The organism is Ensifer sp., assembly GCF_035999135.1.
Lineage (GTDB): Bacteria > Pseudomonadota > Alphaproteobacteria > Rhizobiales > Rhizobiaceae > Ensifer.
The window spans coordinates 1-13,925 of sequence record NZ_DASYGZ010000112.1 but is presented as its reverse complement, the minus strand read 5'-3'; the positions used below and the strand labels follow the sequence as shown (position 1 = coordinate 13,925).

Annotated in this window: 17 protein-coding genes and 1 tRNA gene; 9 read left to right on the top strand and 9 right to left on the bottom strand. The window is 64.0% G+C overall.

Annotated features, from left to right (window positions below; all coding sequences use genetic code 11):
• Positions 1–455: 455 nt before the first annotated feature.
• Both msrA and VGO12_RS13055 read right to left on the bottom strand, forming a co-directional pair.
• Complete coding sequence (msrA, locus tag VGO12_RS13060; RefSeq protein WP_327513178.1) at positions 456–1,109, bottom strand: peptide-methionine (S)-S-oxide reductase MsrA; 654 nt, start codon at positions 1,107–1,109, stop codon at positions 456–458.
• A 42-nt stretch (positions 1,110–1,151) separates the two neighbouring features.
• Entirely contained in the window at positions 1,152–1,469 is a 318-nt protein-coding gene (locus VGO12_RS13055) for a hypothetical protein (protein ID WP_327513177.1), read from the bottom strand.
• A gap of 373 nt (positions 1,470–1,842) precedes the next feature.
• Between VGO12_RS13055 and VGO12_RS13050 the strand changes: the two genes are divergently transcribed.
• Positions 1,843–1,932: transfer RNA gene (locus VGO12_RS13050), tRNA-Ser, on the top strand.
• Positions 1,933–2,000: 68 nt separating this feature from the next.
• Here VGO12_RS13050 and VGO12_RS13045 read toward each other — a convergent pair.
• On the bottom strand, positions 2,001–3,032 hold the full coding sequence (locus VGO12_RS13045) for a nitronate monooxygenase (RefSeq protein WP_327513179.1): 1,032 nt from the start codon (positions 3,030–3,032) through the stop codon (positions 2,001–2,003).
• Positions 3,033–3,231: 199 nt separating this feature from the next.
• Between VGO12_RS13045 and VGO12_RS13040 the strand changes: the two genes are divergently transcribed.
• From VGO12_RS13040 to VGO12_RS13030, 3 genes are all read left to right on the top strand, one after another.
• The gene (locus tag VGO12_RS13040) at positions 3,232–3,537 is read left to right on the top strand and encodes an antibiotic biosynthesis monooxygenase family protein (RefSeq protein WP_327513176.1); all 306 of its coding nucleotides are present in this window, start codon (positions 3,232–3,234) and stop codon (positions 3,535–3,537) included.
• A 118-nt stretch (positions 3,538–3,655) separates the two neighbouring features.
• Entirely contained in the window at positions 3,656–4,528 is an 873-nt protein-coding gene (locus VGO12_RS13035) for a sigma factor (RefSeq protein WP_327513175.1), read from the top strand.
• A 173-nt stretch (positions 4,529–4,701) separates the two neighbouring features.
• The gene (locus VGO12_RS13030) at positions 4,702–5,340 is read left to right on the top strand and encodes a class I SAM-dependent methyltransferase (RefSeq protein ID WP_327513174.1); all 639 of its coding nucleotides are present in this window, start codon (positions 4,702–4,704) and stop codon (positions 5,338–5,340) included.
• A 33-nt stretch (positions 5,341–5,373) separates the two neighbouring features.
• Here VGO12_RS13030 and VGO12_RS13025 read toward each other — a convergent pair whose 3' ends face one another.
• Entirely contained in the window at positions 5,374–6,192 is an 819-nt protein-coding gene (locus VGO12_RS13025) for an aminotransferase class IV family protein (RefSeq protein ID WP_327513173.1), read from the bottom strand.
• 98 nt (positions 6,193–6,290) lie between these two features.
• Between VGO12_RS13025 and VGO12_RS13020 the strand changes: the two genes are divergently transcribed.
• The 4 genes from VGO12_RS13020 (at position 6,291) to VGO12_RS13005 (ending at position 8,209) form a co-directional block, all read left to right on the top strand.
• Positions 6,291–6,644 (top strand): MerR family transcriptional regulator, encoded by a 354-nt coding sequence (locus VGO12_RS13020; RefSeq protein WP_327513172.1) that lies wholly within the window; start codon positions 6,291–6,293, stop codon positions 6,642–6,644.
• A 114-nt stretch (positions 6,645–6,758) separates the two neighbouring features.
• A complete protein-coding gene (locus VGO12_RS13015; protein WP_327513171.1) occupies positions 6,759–7,091 on the top strand; it encodes a metalloregulator ArsR/SmtB family transcription factor in 333 nt (110 codons plus the stop codon).
• A 1-nt stretch (position 7,092) separates the two neighbouring features.
• A complete protein-coding gene (locus VGO12_RS13010; protein WP_327513170.1) occupies positions 7,093–7,572 on the top strand; it encodes an SRPBCC family protein in 480 nt (159 codons plus the stop codon).
• Positions 7,573–7,585: 13 nt separating this feature from the next.
• On the top strand, positions 7,586–8,209 hold the full coding sequence (locus tag VGO12_RS13005; protein WP_327513169.1) for a dihydrofolate reductase family protein: 624 nt from the start codon (positions 7,586–7,588) through the stop codon (positions 8,207–8,209).
• A gap of 10 nt (positions 8,210–8,219) precedes the next feature.
• Here VGO12_RS13005 and VGO12_RS13000 read toward each other — a convergent pair whose 3' ends face one another.
• The 4 genes from VGO12_RS13000 to VGO12_RS12985 all read right to left on the bottom strand — a co-directional run bounded on the left by VGO12_RS13000 (position 8,220) and on the right by VGO12_RS12985 (position 11,848).
• Positions 8,220–9,146 carry a hypothetical protein gene (locus VGO12_RS13000; RefSeq protein WP_327513168.1) on the bottom strand — a complete coding sequence of 309 codons (927 nt, stop codon included), beginning with the start codon at positions 9,144–9,146 and terminating at the stop codon, positions 8,220–8,222.
• Positions 9,147–9,192: 46 nt separating this feature from the next.
• Positions 9,193–9,999 (bottom strand): MerR family transcriptional regulator, encoded by an 807-nt coding sequence (locus VGO12_RS12995; RefSeq protein WP_327513167.1) that lies wholly within the window; start codon positions 9,997–9,999, stop codon positions 9,193–9,195.
• A gap of 112 nt (positions 10,000–10,111) precedes the next feature.
• Entirely contained in the window at positions 10,112–11,314 is a 1,203-nt protein-coding gene (gene cml / locus VGO12_RS12990) for a CmlA/FloR family chloramphenicol efflux MFS transporter (RefSeq protein WP_327513166.1), read from the bottom strand.
• A 252-nt stretch (positions 11,315–11,566) separates the two neighbouring features.
• Entirely contained in the window at positions 11,567–11,848 is a 282-nt protein-coding gene (locus tag VGO12_RS12985) for a BON domain-containing protein (protein ID WP_327513165.1), read from the bottom strand.
• A 231-nt stretch (positions 11,849–12,079) separates the two neighbouring features.
• Between VGO12_RS12985 and VGO12_RS12980 the strand changes: the two genes are divergently transcribed.
• Positions 12,080–13,024 (top strand): AEC family transporter, encoded by a 945-nt coding sequence (locus tag VGO12_RS12980; RefSeq protein ID WP_327513164.1) that lies wholly within the window; start codon positions 12,080–12,082, stop codon positions 13,022–13,024.
• A gap of 165 nt (positions 13,025–13,189) precedes the next feature.
• Here the strand turns inward: VGO12_RS12980 and VGO12_RS12975 are convergent, their stop codons facing one another.
• Positions 13,190–13,891: a cytochrome c family protein gene (locus tag VGO12_RS12975; RefSeq protein ID WP_327513163.1), complete on the bottom strand. Its 702-nt coding sequence runs from the start codon at positions 13,889–13,891 to the stop codon at positions 13,190–13,192.
• Between the last annotated feature and the right edge of the window lie 34 nt (positions 13,892–13,925).

The following is a 13,925-nucleotide window of genomic DNA, read 5'->3' as shown; positions in this document are numbered from 1 at the left end:
GAGATCGTAGATGATCGCCGGCTTGATGTCGGCGGCCAGAGCCGTCGCGGACATCATCGAAAAGGCAAAGAGACCGAGAATGGTTTTTTTCATCGTGCAGCCCTGTTGTCGCTATTGATCTTATTGGGTCCTCCCGCCGGCTCCCTGACGAGAGCCTGTCTGCGGAACCCACCCCCTTCTCCTTGGGGCTAGGGTGGCGCATCCTTGCACGGCCACGGCAAAAAAACACTCAAAATTTTTCGGATGGTAAAAATTGAAGCCACAGATGCCGCTACCCGTAAGGCACCGGTTCTGTTGGGCTTTTATGGTTGGGGATAAGTGTGCGCACCCGTCCGGCGCGGCCTCAGGGTTGTGGGCGTCCCGCGCGAAAAACGGTGCGCGGGACGCAGGCCTCGGGCTTTGGTTCAGCAATCGCGCTCCCGTTGCGCGTCGGTTGCGAGCCGGTGAACGCGTCTCTAGTGGCCGATCGGGCAGCTCACCCCGGTACCGCGCAGGCCGCAGTAACCATTCGGGTTCTTCGCCAGGTACTGCTGGTGGTAGTCCTCGGCAAAGTAGAGCGGGCCGGCACTGGCGATTTCCGTGGTCACCGTGCCGCCATGGCCGGAATGCTTCAGCGCCGCCTGGAATGTCGTGCGCGCCGCCTTGGCTTCCGCCAGCTGCTCGTCGTCATAGGTGTAGATCGCCGAGCGGTAGGTGGTGCCGATGTCGTTGCCCTGGCGCATGCCCTGGGTGGGGTCATGCTCCTCGAAGAAGGTCTTGAGCAGGGTGGCGAGCGGAACGGTCTTCGGGTCATAGACGACCAGCACCACTTCGGTGTGGCCGGTGAGCCCGGTCGTCGTCTCCTGGTAGGTCGGGTTGGGTGTCAGCCCGCCGGCGTAACCGACCGCGGTCACGTAGACGCCGGGAATGTTCCACAGCAGCCGTTCGGCGCCCCAGAAGCAGCCCATGCCGAGAAGGATCTTCTTCGTGCCCTCGGGGTAGGGGCCTTTCAGCGGCCGGCCGGAAACGAAATGCGTCTCGGCGGTCGGGATCGCCTCTTCGCGGCCCGGAAGGGCCGTCTGTGCGTCGGGCATGATCGTCTTCTTGTTGAACATGTCGATCAGGAACATCAGCATACTCCTTTCGTCGGTGCGGAGAGGTCTCCGCGATCATCAGGCGGCGAAACGTCCCGCCGCCGGCCGTTTCTTGTATCCGGCCATCCACAGAATGAGGGCGATGAGCGCCAGCACGGCGAAGGCCGGCTGCGTCAGCACCCAGTGCAGGATCGCGTGCCAGATCGTCGGCGCGGTATCGCTGCGCTGCGCAAACTGGACCCAGCTCGCCGTATCGGCGCCGAGCGCTTCGAGATCGTCGCCAAGCGAAGTCATCACCAGTTCGGATGCTGCGACCGACTGGATCGCATCGACGGCGCCGGCAAGCACGGCGGCAAACAGCACGATCGCGCTCGCCAGCCTCAACAGAAACCGCATCGGTCTTCATTCCCTTCGTTCACGGACCGGCGCCAATCGTCGCCGAGGACCACCGGCATCCTCTTCGATCATAGGGAGCTCGTGCAAGGCTGGGGCGGCGAAATATCTGCAGGCGAGCCGATCACCATCAAGACGAAAACGAGGATCGGGGAAGCGTAGCGCTCGTTCTGGCGCAAGAGATAGGCGCGATGGCCGCCGTGCACAATGGGGATCATCGGCCATTCGGTTTCACGAGATGTCAACAATCTGTCAGAAAGCAGTTGATCCCGGAGGAATCATCGGTATATAGACGCGCGTCCGCCGGTTCGAACCGGCAGACACGAAGGGCCTCGCCCTTCCCATCCAGCCGGGTGACCATCGGCTGCTGACGGATGGACAGGTGGCCGAGTGGTTGAAGGCGCACGCCTGGAACGCGTGTATACGTGAAAGCGTATCGAGGGTTCGAATCCCTCTCTGTCCGCCATCACTTTCCCAAAAGCTTTTCGAATCGTCGTTTTCCGGGCTCATTCGCATCGCTGCTCAATTTGCAGATCAGAGTTCGCCGTCGATTGCGATCGTGAGCCTTCGCTGAGCGTGCTTCGCTTCCTTCCAGATTTCGTCGACGATTTCGCCCGCCGTCATGAGTTCGTTTGCGAGACCCACGCCCTGGCCTGCCCAGAGCGGCAGCGCTTCGATGTCCCCCTCGCATTCGGGACCAGCGACGACACACTGGTAGCGCGCAATGTCGCCGCGACGGATTGATGTCGCGACGATTTCCCCCTCGCCGGGGCGCCTGCCATCGGGCGGTTGCCCGGCGGCATCCCAACGGGCGTAGGTCGAATTCTCCAAGACGCGTTGCGCTGCGTCCCAGCCGCCATTGAATACCGTGGTGTAGACCGTGTCGGCGACGCCGGCCGTCAAAATCCGTTGCTGGTATTCGGGGTGGATCGCGACCTCGCGGCTTACAAGGAAGCGGGTACCGATATAGGCGCCGCTTGCGCCAAGGGTGATCGCGGCGGCAAGCCCGCGTCCGTCCGCAATCCCTCCGGCGGCGAGCACCGGAACCCGCCCGCCGACGGCATCGACGACTGCCGGAACGAGAGCCATGGTCGCGATTTGCCCAGCGGGATGTCCGCCCGCTTCCCAGCCTTGAGCAATGATCAGATCCACACCGGCGTCGACCGCGCGCCTTGCCGCAGCGGGTGTTCCGACCATCATCGAGACGAGCGCGCCGGCGGCGTGGATCCGCGAGACATAAGGGGCAGGGTCACCGAACGAAAAGCTGATCAACCGCACGCCTTCTTCAAGGCAGATATCGAGCCTTCCTGTCGGTTCCCATTCCAGGATGATGTTCGCGCCAAACGGGCGCTGTGTGAGGGCGCGGGTACGCCTGATCTCCTGCCTCGCCAATTCGAGATCGTCGAAATAGGAGACCGACAGGCCGATAACGCCAAGGCCGCCCGCGTTGCTAACCGCGGCCACGAGCTCCGGAGACGTCGCTCCACCCATGCCGGCTTGCGCGATGGGGATCGCAAGATCGAGAAGACGACAGAACGCATTGGGCATCGCAACCCCCTGAGACAGGCCTATCGAGGCTGCGACTATACAGCATCATCGGCCCCGACGGGGAGCGTTGCACTTCCCTTGCTGCCGGGACAACGCTGTCAGCTGGCCTGGCCGACGCTGCGACCGCCGGTCGGTGGCATACGAATAATTTGTTCTCTCCGATCCGTTTTGCATATCCCGTTCGTCTTTGCCTTGTCCCAACCAAGGAGATGCTTCCATGACCACCACCCCCGTCACGCTCGTCAACGTCCTCACGGTCGAGCCCGGCAAGCAGGCGCAGCTGATCACGCTTTTGAAGCGCAACATCGACACCGTCATCCGCACGCTCGACGGCTGGCGCACGAGCCGGTTGATCGCCGCCAAGGACGGCGCAAGCGTCGTCATCTATTCGGAATGGGAGACGCCGGCCGCGGTCGAGGCGATGCGGGCCGATCCGAGGATGAAGGCCTATTTCCCTCAGATCCTCGAGCTGGCAAGCCTTCAGTCGGTCGTCGGCGAGATGGTCTTCAGCGACAACAGCTGATGCCGAAAGGATGATCGTCGGCCCCTTGGGGCGCGGCGCGAAAACGACCAGAGCCGGCGGCGGACATTTTCCTCGGCCCACGCTATCGTCCGTCGGCCGGGCGCCCGGAAATATCCTGATGACGAGGCAGACCATGGACAGGCAAGACTTCGAACATCGACTGGCGGAACTGAGGCCGCGTCTGCATCGCTATTGCGCCCGCATGACCGGCTCGACGGTCGACGGCGAGGACGTGCTTCAGGATACCCTGATCAAGGCTCTGCAGGCGCAGGCAGACGGCGCGGCCGTCGACAATCTCGAGGCCTGGCTGCTGCGCATCGCTCACAACACCAGTCTCTATTTCCTGCGCCACCGATCGCGACACCCGATGGTACCGCTGTTCGAAGATCTCGAAGGCGCGCAGCTGCCGGAAGCCGATATCGTCGCCGTCGGTTTCCAGACGTTCCTGCAACTGCCCGAACTGCAGCGCTGCGCCGTCATTCTGAAAGACGTGCTCGGGCATTCGGTCGAAGAGATCGCCGGCATTGCCGACTGCAGCCCGGCGGCCGCCAAATCGGCGCTGCAGCGCGGGCGGGCAGCACTCCGGCAATTGGCCGAGCAGCCGCATGATGCGCGGCTGCCGCTGATGTCGGATCCGGACCGGAAGAAGATGGCAACCTATGTGCGGCTGTTCCAGGGCGGCGACTTCGACGCGATCCGCGCGATGCTTGCCGACGACGTCAGGCTCGAGCTGGTGAACAGGCTGAGGCTCGAAGGACGTGAGAGTACGGGCCGCTATTTCACCCGTTACGCCGAGGAGACGAGGTGGCGCTTCGCGCCAGGTGCGGTCGAAGGGCGTCCCGCCATGCTGGTTTTCGACAGTGCGGGCAACATGGAAAAGCCGGCCTATTTCGTCCTCTTGGCCTGGCATGGTGACCGGATCGTGGCGATCCGGGATTTCCTCTTCGCACCCTACACACTGGAAGGCGTGGACTGGGTTCGTCTCGGCTGACGCGGGTCCCTCCGCCGAACGATAACGCCGTCTCCGCCATTCGTTGACGGATCCGCTCCAGCTTGTGATCTTTGCCGGCGCTCCCATTGCACCAGTCTGGGCGACGGAGCGGTATCGACCGGGCCGGCGCTGATCGCCCAGTGGCGGGGCGCCACCCTTGAGGAGCGGAGATCATGAGCGTAGCGAGCGATGCTCGTTTCTGGGACCGGGCATCGCGAAAATACGCCAGGGGCGCGATTGCCGATCCGGCCGGCTATGAGCGCACGCTCGCCCGGACCCGTGCGCTTCTTCTGCCGAACGACCGGGTCCTGGAGCTCGGCTGCGGCACCGGAACGACGGCGTTTCGGATCGCGGGTGACGTCCAGACCTATCTTGCGACCGATCTTTCCGCCGAGATGATCGCGATCGCCAGGGAGAGATATGCGGCCGAGATGATGCCGCACCTCATTTTCCGGACCGGCACCGCAGAAACGCTAGCGGCCGGGCAGGTGCAATACGACGCCGTGCTGGGGTTCAACTATCTCCATCTCGTCCGCGAGCTCTCAGAGACGCTCGCCAACATCCACGCTCTGCTTGCGCCAAGAGGGTTGTTCATCTCCAAGACGCCCTGTGTCGGCGATATGAACCCGCTCGTCCGTCTCGCGCTGTTGCCGGCGATGCGGGCTCTTGGCCTGGCGCCCTTTGCGGCCAGCTTCGGCGTGGAACAACTGAGCGAATACATGCGCCTTTCAGGCTTCGACATCCTCGCGACCGAAAGTCACGCGACGGCCGGCGACGACGGCCGTCCCTATATCGTCGCCCGCAAGCGGTGAGGCCGGTGCTGTCTCGCCCCGGCCGGCGCAACCTCAGACCGCTTCGGCCGGTTCCGCGGCGTGTGCCCGGTGCAGGAGATCCATGAACGCCCTTGCCTCCGGAAAGGTCCGTGATCCGATCGCGCTGACGGCGATGCCCGGCGTCCAGGAGTTCATGACGGCGGCGCCGGACAATTCCTTGAGCCGGCTAAGGGTAACCTCTTCCTGGCGCTGCGGCATGCCCAGGCGCTCAAGCTGTCGCTGCACCGTGCCCATCATCGTGCCGGTGAGCATCTCGGCCTTCGGCCAGATGACGGTCTCGCCATCGAAGAAGACGAGGTTCCAGATCGTCGCCTCGCTGAGGCGGCCATGGCGGTCGATGAAGGCGGCGTCGTCAAAACCCTGCCGGATCGCCTGGTGCAGGTAGTAGGTCTTGCCGGATTCGCCGACATGCTTGATCGTGGCGAGCGGCCGCTCGTGCTCTACGACGGCAAGCCTGAGCGGTCCCTTCGGACCGTTGGACGGCGGGCCGCTGCGCACGAGCACGGCAAGGTCTCCCTCCATGCTCTCGCGGGTGAATTCGCCCTTGGGCGAAAAGACGGTGACCGCCAGCGACTGGTCCTGAGGGCCGGCGTCGACGGCCTGGCGGATGCGGGCGCGCAGCGTGTCTTCGGGCAGGGCGCGGCCGAAAAAGTCGAGTGAGGCGTTGTGAAGGCGCTTCAGGTGCAGGTCGAGCCCCCGGATCTTGCGGTCCCTCACCTGAATGGCCGTGAAGTGGGCGAAGCCGGCAAAGGCGAGCGGCGAGAGGTCCGCGGCATCGACGGCCTGGCCGTTGAGCGCTGCCGGATAGAGGTTGGTTTCGGTCGACATCATTTTGCTCCTGGGTGCGGTTGCATGAAGGAGCCATAGCTTTAAGGTCTGACAGCGCTGTCAGAGTCAAGAGCGCTTTGAGGGAGCCTAAAGGGCACCGTATGAAGATAGGCGAGCTGTCGAAACGCACCGGCGTCAGCATCAGGATGCTGCGCTACTACGAGGCGGAAGGGCTGTTGAAGCCTGAGCGCACCGAGAGCGGCTATCGCGACTATGACACGACGGAACTCAGGACCGTCGAGCGCATCAAGCTGCTGGGCGCCGGCGGAATGACCCTTTCGACGATCCTGCAGTTCCTCGCCTGCGTGCGCGGCGAAGGCCCGATCTTCGAGCCCTGCGACGAACTGCGTGTGACCCTGCGCCAGCAGATCAGGCTGGTGGAGGAAAGGACGGAGAAGCTGGCACAGAACCGCCAGGTGCTCACAAGTTTCCTGGCGGAGATCGGCGAAGCCTGAGCCTCGCGGCTGAACGAGGCGCGTTCCAGCAAAACACGTCGGTTGAGAAATCGATGAGTTTGCCAAAAAATAGTTAGCCATTGCGCTAAGTGATAGGTCGTGATACTTAGCCTTATGGAACAGTATTCAGACCGATTGGACACGATCTTTCAGGCGCTCGCCGATCCGACCCGGCGCGCCGTGCTTTCGCGGCTTGGCGGCGGGCCGGCTTCGATCAGCGATCTCGCCCGCCCCTTCGACATGGCGCTGCCGTCCTTCATGAAGCACATCCACTTTCTGGAAGACAGCGGGCTCATCCGCACGCACAAGCAGGGCCGGGTGCGCACCTGCGCCCTTGAGAAGGCACAGTTTTCGATGGTCGAGACCTGGCTTTCGGCCCAGCGCGCGCTCTGGGAAGGCCGCGCCGACCGGCTCGAAAAATTCGTCACTGAAAATGAGGAGGAATGACATGATCCGTACGCCCGATCCCGAACTCGACCTGACGATGGCGCGTGTCATCAAGGCGTCGCGCTCTACCGTGTGGCGCGCCTTTACTGATCGGGCGCGCTTCGAGAAGTGGTGGGTTCCGGCGCCAGCAATCTGCAAGGTCGTCGACATGGACCTGAAGCCGGGCGGCAGCTTCGTCACCCGTATCAGCGAAGACGGCGGCGATTTCATGCCGCATATCGATGCCTGCTTCCTCGCCGTCGACGATCGCGAACGCATCGTCTTCACCGACACGCTCGTCGCCGGCTGGCGGCCGGCTGAAAACGCGTTCATGACGGCGATCATCACCCTCAGCGACCATCCGGCCGGAACGCATTATGCCGCCCACGTGATGCACCGCAACGGCGCCGACCGGAAAATGCACGAGGAGATGGGTTTCCACGACGGTTGGGGAACGGTGGCCGCGCAGCTGGCGCGATTGGTCGAGGAAAGCACCCACTGAAGGAGACGCCGCGATGCGCAAGATCGTCCTGCAGATGATGACGACGCCGAATGGCCGGCTCGATGACCCGCTCGCATGGATGGGCACGGTCGTCGAGGATCAATACCGCGCCATCGACCGGCTCTATGCCGGCTACGATACGGTGCTCGTCGGCCGCACGACCTATGAGGAGATGGTTGGCTACTGGCCGGGTGCCCTTGACGATCAGGAAAACGGCGAAACCAACCGCGTCATGGCCAGACGCATGCGCGACTATCGCAAGATCGTGTTCTCACGTACGCCCACTGAGGCGATCAGCCCGTGGCACAACGTCGAGCGCGCCGTGCTTGAGGATGATGCAGCCCTGTCGCGCTACCTGATCGATCTGAAGGCGCGGCCCGGCGGCGATATCCATCTTTCGGGCGGCGTCAGCCTGGCACAGAGCGTGGTCGGCCTCGGGCTGGTCGACCGCTATCACTTCTTCGTCTATCCGGTCTTCTCGCCGGGCGAGCCCTGGTTTGCCAGGCTCGGGCAAACGGAGGCGCTGCGGCTGACCGGCAGCGAAAGCTACGACAACGGTGTCGTCGGCCTTCACTACGAGACGGTGAGCGACGGGACGCCTGCGCGACCGACGACCTTCTCCGAACTTATCGCCTAGAGTTCCCGTTTCAGCGGTTTCTCAGGGCAGAAAGCAGGCGATCGTAGGTCGGCGCCAGCCGCCGCAACGTTTCGGCCGCCGCCCTGTCGTTGCGCACGACCAATGGATATTGCAGCGCGCCGATCAGGCGCGCCTGTTCGTCGGCGACCAGCGCCGCCTCGCGATAGCCGGCGCGCGCAAGGCAGGTGGCGGCGTCGGCGGTGCGGCGGGCCCCGACACGAACGGCAAAATGGATCAGGTGGGCACGCAAGCCCTTGCCGCAACCGCCATCGAGCCGATCGGCGAGCAGCCGGGCTGCCTCGCCATTGCCGAAGCTTGCCGGTGGCATCGGGCGGTCCGTGGTCATCTGGAGCCAATGGATCGCGGCCGGTATCGCGGCTCGGATCATGTCCACCTCAGGGAGCTCGGCGACACGGCGGAAGCCCGTGCGCATCGTAAATGGCGCTCCGTAAGTGAGTGTCTTTGCCTGCCATGCCGCCATGAAATCGCCAATCGGCAGCGACGCATAGGGGTAACCCTGCGGATCGTGCATCAGCACGCGCTCCTCGTCGAGCGCGAGCACAACCACATAGTGGTCCGCTTCGATCGGCCCGGTCATGCCCGGTTGATGCCGCAGGTGCCCCATCTCCACCGGCCCGACCCAGACGGGGCCGTCCCTCAGTGCCGATCTCAGCCGGGATAAGGCATCCTCCGCGTCTTCGCCGTGGCTCGTCTCGCTCGTCCAGCCGAGCGCCTCGAGCGCGCCCTCGAATCCGGCTTCCGGATCCCAGCCATAGGGGTCGAAGAACGGCAGCGAGCCGCCGATGAGCTGCATGCCGAACGGGCTGCCCGTGGCAAATTCGATCACGGCGGTCGAGGGCGCCTGGTCGCCGAACATCATCGCGAAGGAATTGGCATAACAATAGGGGCCGGAGCCCACATAGGGGACGTGCTGCATCTGTCTCACCTTTGATCAGTTGAGGAACGGTTCTGGACGGCCTGGTCTAAGCCTGAATGGGGTAGGCGACGTCGAAACGGGCGCCGGCGCTGCCCGGATAGATTTCGTAGGGACTGCCGAAGCAGGAAAGATCCTTGCTTTGCTCGAACCACGTCTCGATCGCGTCATAGATGCGAAGCACGGCCGGAAAGGTCTCGTGCGCCTCGGGGACAGCCAGATACGCCTCCTGGCCGGCGGGCTGAAGGCGAAGGCTGAGGTCGCCCGCAGGTTCGAGACTGCCTGAATAGGGGATTGCGATCTCGACCAGGCCTTTGCCGTCGTGGTTGACCGGTTCGTGGAAATGCAGCGTCATCGGTCCGCCATCGTCCTTGCCGCATCGGGCCAGATAGCTGCGGATCTCCGCCTCGGCGGTTGCGGTGAAGGCATCGAGCGCATCGACGGTCACATGACCCTGCCGGCAGACAAGCTTCGAAGGCGCCGTCTCGCGGACGCTGACCGCGCCGACCAGCGGGTCGTCGCCGCCGCGCGACTGTCGGGCGATCGCCTCCACCAGTTCGCCCCGCTCCTCCAGCCGACGGGTCTCAGCCTCCAGCCAGGTGCGCAACTCGGCGAGCCGCGCCTCGGGCTGAAGCTCGATCAGGCGCGCGATCCGCGCGATCGGCAGGCCCAATTGCCGCAGCCGGGCGATCAGCCGGGCCCGGCCCGCCTGTTCGGCGGCGTAATATCGGTAGCCGGTTGTCGGATCGACATGCGCGGGTACCAGCAGGCCCTGTTCGGCATAGAGCCTCAGGGCCTTCGGCGACAGTCGGGTGGCGGCGCCGAAACGGCCTGCGAGGAAAAAGGAATCGGTCATGAACGCAATCTGGGGCCTGCCCCAAGGGCGAGGTCAAGGCCCTTGTTTGCCCCGGTGCAGCTATCACCACGCCGGGATCCCCGGAGCAGGGGGGCTGCTCCGGGGTCGGGTCTCAGACGGGCTGCCTTTGGCGCCGATTGAGCAGTTTCAGCGCGACCAGCGTCACCGTTGCCATGGTGAGGCAATAGGCGACGAGCGGCCAGGCCGTATCGCCGCCGAGGAGCAGCACGCTGCCGGTGCCGACGAGACTGACGATCAGGCTCTGGACGGCGAAGTAGAGCGCCACGGCCGTCCCGGCCATCGCGTCGAAGGCCTTGAGGGCTCCGTTTGCCGTCACCGACGCCGTCATGACGATGCCGCCGGCGATGATCCACATCGGCAGCACGAAGGTCGTGAACGACGGGGTGGCGACCGTCTCTCCGATGGCAAGCAGCAGGCTGCCCGACATCAACAGGGCCATGCCCCGGGCAAGGCAGCCGGGAATGCCGAAACGCGCGACAAAACCCTTGGCGAACCGGGTTGTGAGGATCATCACCGCCGCCGCCGTGGCAAAGGCCAGACTGAAGCCGAGTTGCGAATAGCCGGCGCGATCGATCAGCAGGCGCGGCGCCGTCGAGAAGAACACGAAGAACGCCCCCATCGCCGTTGCGAAGCCGAGCGTGTAGGTCCAGAAGGCGCCATCGCGCAGTATGGCTACAAAGGCCGGCTTCGGTTTTCCCGTCGTGACAGTCCGTGTTTCCGACCAGCGCGATAGCGCCTGGCCGAGGGCCGCAAGGCCGAGCACACCGAGCGTCAGGAAGATGGCCTGCCATCCAAAGGCGCCCGATATCAGTGCGCCGGCGATCGGTCCGAGCGCCGGAACGAAAGACAGCATGGCACTGAACAGGCCGTAGATGGTGACCCCCTCGGGGCGTTCGCCATAGACGTCGCGCACGGTGGCAAAGGTCGCGACAAGCGCCGCAGAAGCGCCGGCCGCCTGTATCAGCCGGAGCATCACGAACAGCGAGGCCGAGGTGGTTGCCGAAAGCAGAAGCGACGAGAGCGCAAACAGCGCCGCGCCGCCAAGGAGCACCGGCCGGCGGCCCAACCGGTCGGAGAGGGGGCCGAAAAGCAGCTGCCCCATACCCAGCATCAGCATGTAGAGGCTGAGCGTCAGCTGAACGACGGCAGGCGAGGTGCCGAGAATCTCGGGCATCCGAGGCACGACAGGCAGGTAGATGTCCATGGCGAGCGAGGCCAGGATATCGAAGGGCGCCATCAGCAGGAGAGCTGCCGGCAGCGAATAGGACCACGTAGGTCGATTTTGATCGGGCATGATGAAACATCCGCGCAAATGGGCAACATTCGGCGGCGACCTGCCACGGTCTCAAATATTTGGGATATGAGCCGACAGACGCCGCAACAACTTTTTCGAAGTGTTGTTGCGGCTTACCTGGTTGCTGAAGGGTCGGTCCTCATCCGCGGCTCCTTGGCCAATGCTTTCCGCCCGAGCGTTCCAGGCGGCGATGTCAAATGGTCGCTTCGTCCTACCACCCGTTTTGTCTCTCGGCAATCTCCGCAGGACGGCTCAGGCTTCGGGCCCAGTGTCTTCAAGCGTCACCGTCAGTCGGTTCTCCACGCTCGTGACGCCGATGACAGAGGCTGCGGCATCGCCGGCGCAGGCAATATCCGCTTCGTTCGCCACCTCGCCGGAAAGGATGACGATCCCTCCGAGCGCCATGACGGAGATGTCGCGAATATCGACCAGGGCCGCATACTGGATGAAGCGCAGAACCTTGTCGGCAAGCGCATCGTCGGTCAGGTTCGGATCATCGTCCTGGTGTGCAAAAATGGGTTTGTCGGTCGGCATGGCGGCTTCCTCACACTCTTTCCGAACGCCTGCGACCTGCGAAGGTTCCCTTGAGAGAAGCGCCGGGCACAGCTTGCCGGCAAGGCGCGAACACGGCTATTGCTGTGGGGACCTTTCCCAAGCGCGATGGGTTTGCGGTTCTCCGCGCGCATCCCGCACTTACCTCACGAGAACCGACCACGATGATTTTGGGTCGACGCGCCCAACATCACCAGGGTCCAGGGCCCGCGCATGTCCGATATCTTCCAGAACGTCCTGCCCATCTTCATCCTGATCCTGGCCGGTTGGCTGCTGGTGCGGTCGGGCTATCTGAAGCCCGCCGTCGGCGAGGCGCTCGGAGACTTTGTTTTCCGCGTCGCTGTGCCCATCCTGTTGTTTCGAACGATTGCCGAAGCCGATTTCAAGGATGGTTCGCCCTGGCCGCTCTGGGTCGCCTATTTCTCCGGCGTTGCCGTCACCTGGACGGTCGGTCATCTGGCCGCGACGCTGGTCTTCGGCCGTGACGCGCGCGTGGGCGTGCTGGCCGGCGTATCCTCCGCCTTTGCCAACACGGTTTTCATCGGCCTCCCGCTGGTGTCGCGCATCGTCGGCGAGGAGGGGATCGTGGCGATCTCGATCCTGCTTTCGGTGCATCTGCCGATCATGATGATCGCCGGCACGCTGCTGATGGAGCGGGCCGAGCGCCGAACCAGTGGCAAACCCGGTCAAAGCCCGCTGCAGCTTCTTGGGGGCGTGGGGCGTAATCTGGTGCGCAACCCACTGGTGATCGGGCTGGTCTGCGGTGCCGGATTCCATCTGATCGGCCAACCGCTTGGCGGACCGGTCAAGACCGTCGTCGATCAGCTGGCGTCGATGGCAGCACCCGCAGCGCTGATCTCGATCGGCATGGCGCTCGACAAGTATGGGCTGGCCGGCAACATCGGGCTTGCCTCGTTCACAAGTGCGCTGAAGCTTTTGGTCATGCCGGGTGTCGTCTTTGCCGCCTGCCATGTTCTTGGCCTCAACGACAACTGGACGACCGCGCTGGTGCTGACCTCGGCGGTACCGACAGGCGTCAACGCCTGGCTGATCGCCAATCACTTCAATGTCGGCCATGCGCTCGCGTCTTCGACGATCACGCTGACCACGGCGCTCGGCGTCATCAGCGTTTCGATCTGGGCCTATCTGCTGGTCTGATCGTTCGGGTTTTCAGGAAAGAGTTTCGCCGCAAAACGCGCCTGCCTGGCCCGGTCCGCGTCGGCCGCTGCTACGGCAGGGCGCTGGGGGGTCAGTATCCGGTAAAACGAAAAAGGCCCGGCGCGGGCCGGGCCTTTCGGAAGGTCGGTGTTCGACCGTCTGAACTTATTGAGCCGGTGCCGGCTGGCCTTCGGCAGGCTTGGCTTCGGTTGCCGGTGCGGCCTGGCCTTCAGCCGGCTTGGCTTCCGTGGCAGGTGCAGCCTCAGCCGGCTTGGCGCCTTCTGCGCCTGCGGCCGGAGCGGCTTCTGCGGCGGCAGATGCATCCGGCAGTGCTGCCGGTGCGTCGGCCTGTTCGCGCAGCCAGGCAATCAGGTTGGCGCGCTCGTCCGGCTTCTTGACGCCGGCAAAGCCCATGGCGGTGCCCGGAACGTGCTTCTTCGGTGCTTCGATGAAGTAGCTGAGGTGGTCGTAGTCCCAGACGACCTTGCCGCCTTCGGAGAACGTCTTCATGCCAGCCGAGTAGCTGAAGCCCTCATGCGAAGCGATCGGGCGGTTGACGAGGCCCCAGAGGTTCGGACCGACTTTGTTTGCGCCGCCCTTGTCGGCGGTGTGACAGCTCGCGCATTTCTTGAATACGGTCTCGCCGGCAGCAGCGTCGGCCTTGAGCAGCAGCGGCTTGATATCGACTTCGACTTCCGCGGCGCCACCGGCGCCGGCTTCAGACGTGCCCTCTTCGGCAACGATCGTGAAGCCTTCCTTCTCGGGAGCCTCGGAGTGGAAAATGCCTTCCGATGCAATGGACACGGACATCAGAACGAAGACCGTCCCCAGAAAGGCACCCACGCCCATGTTCACATATGAATTCATCTGCAAACGCTCCCTTTGCCACCGGCGCAAACAA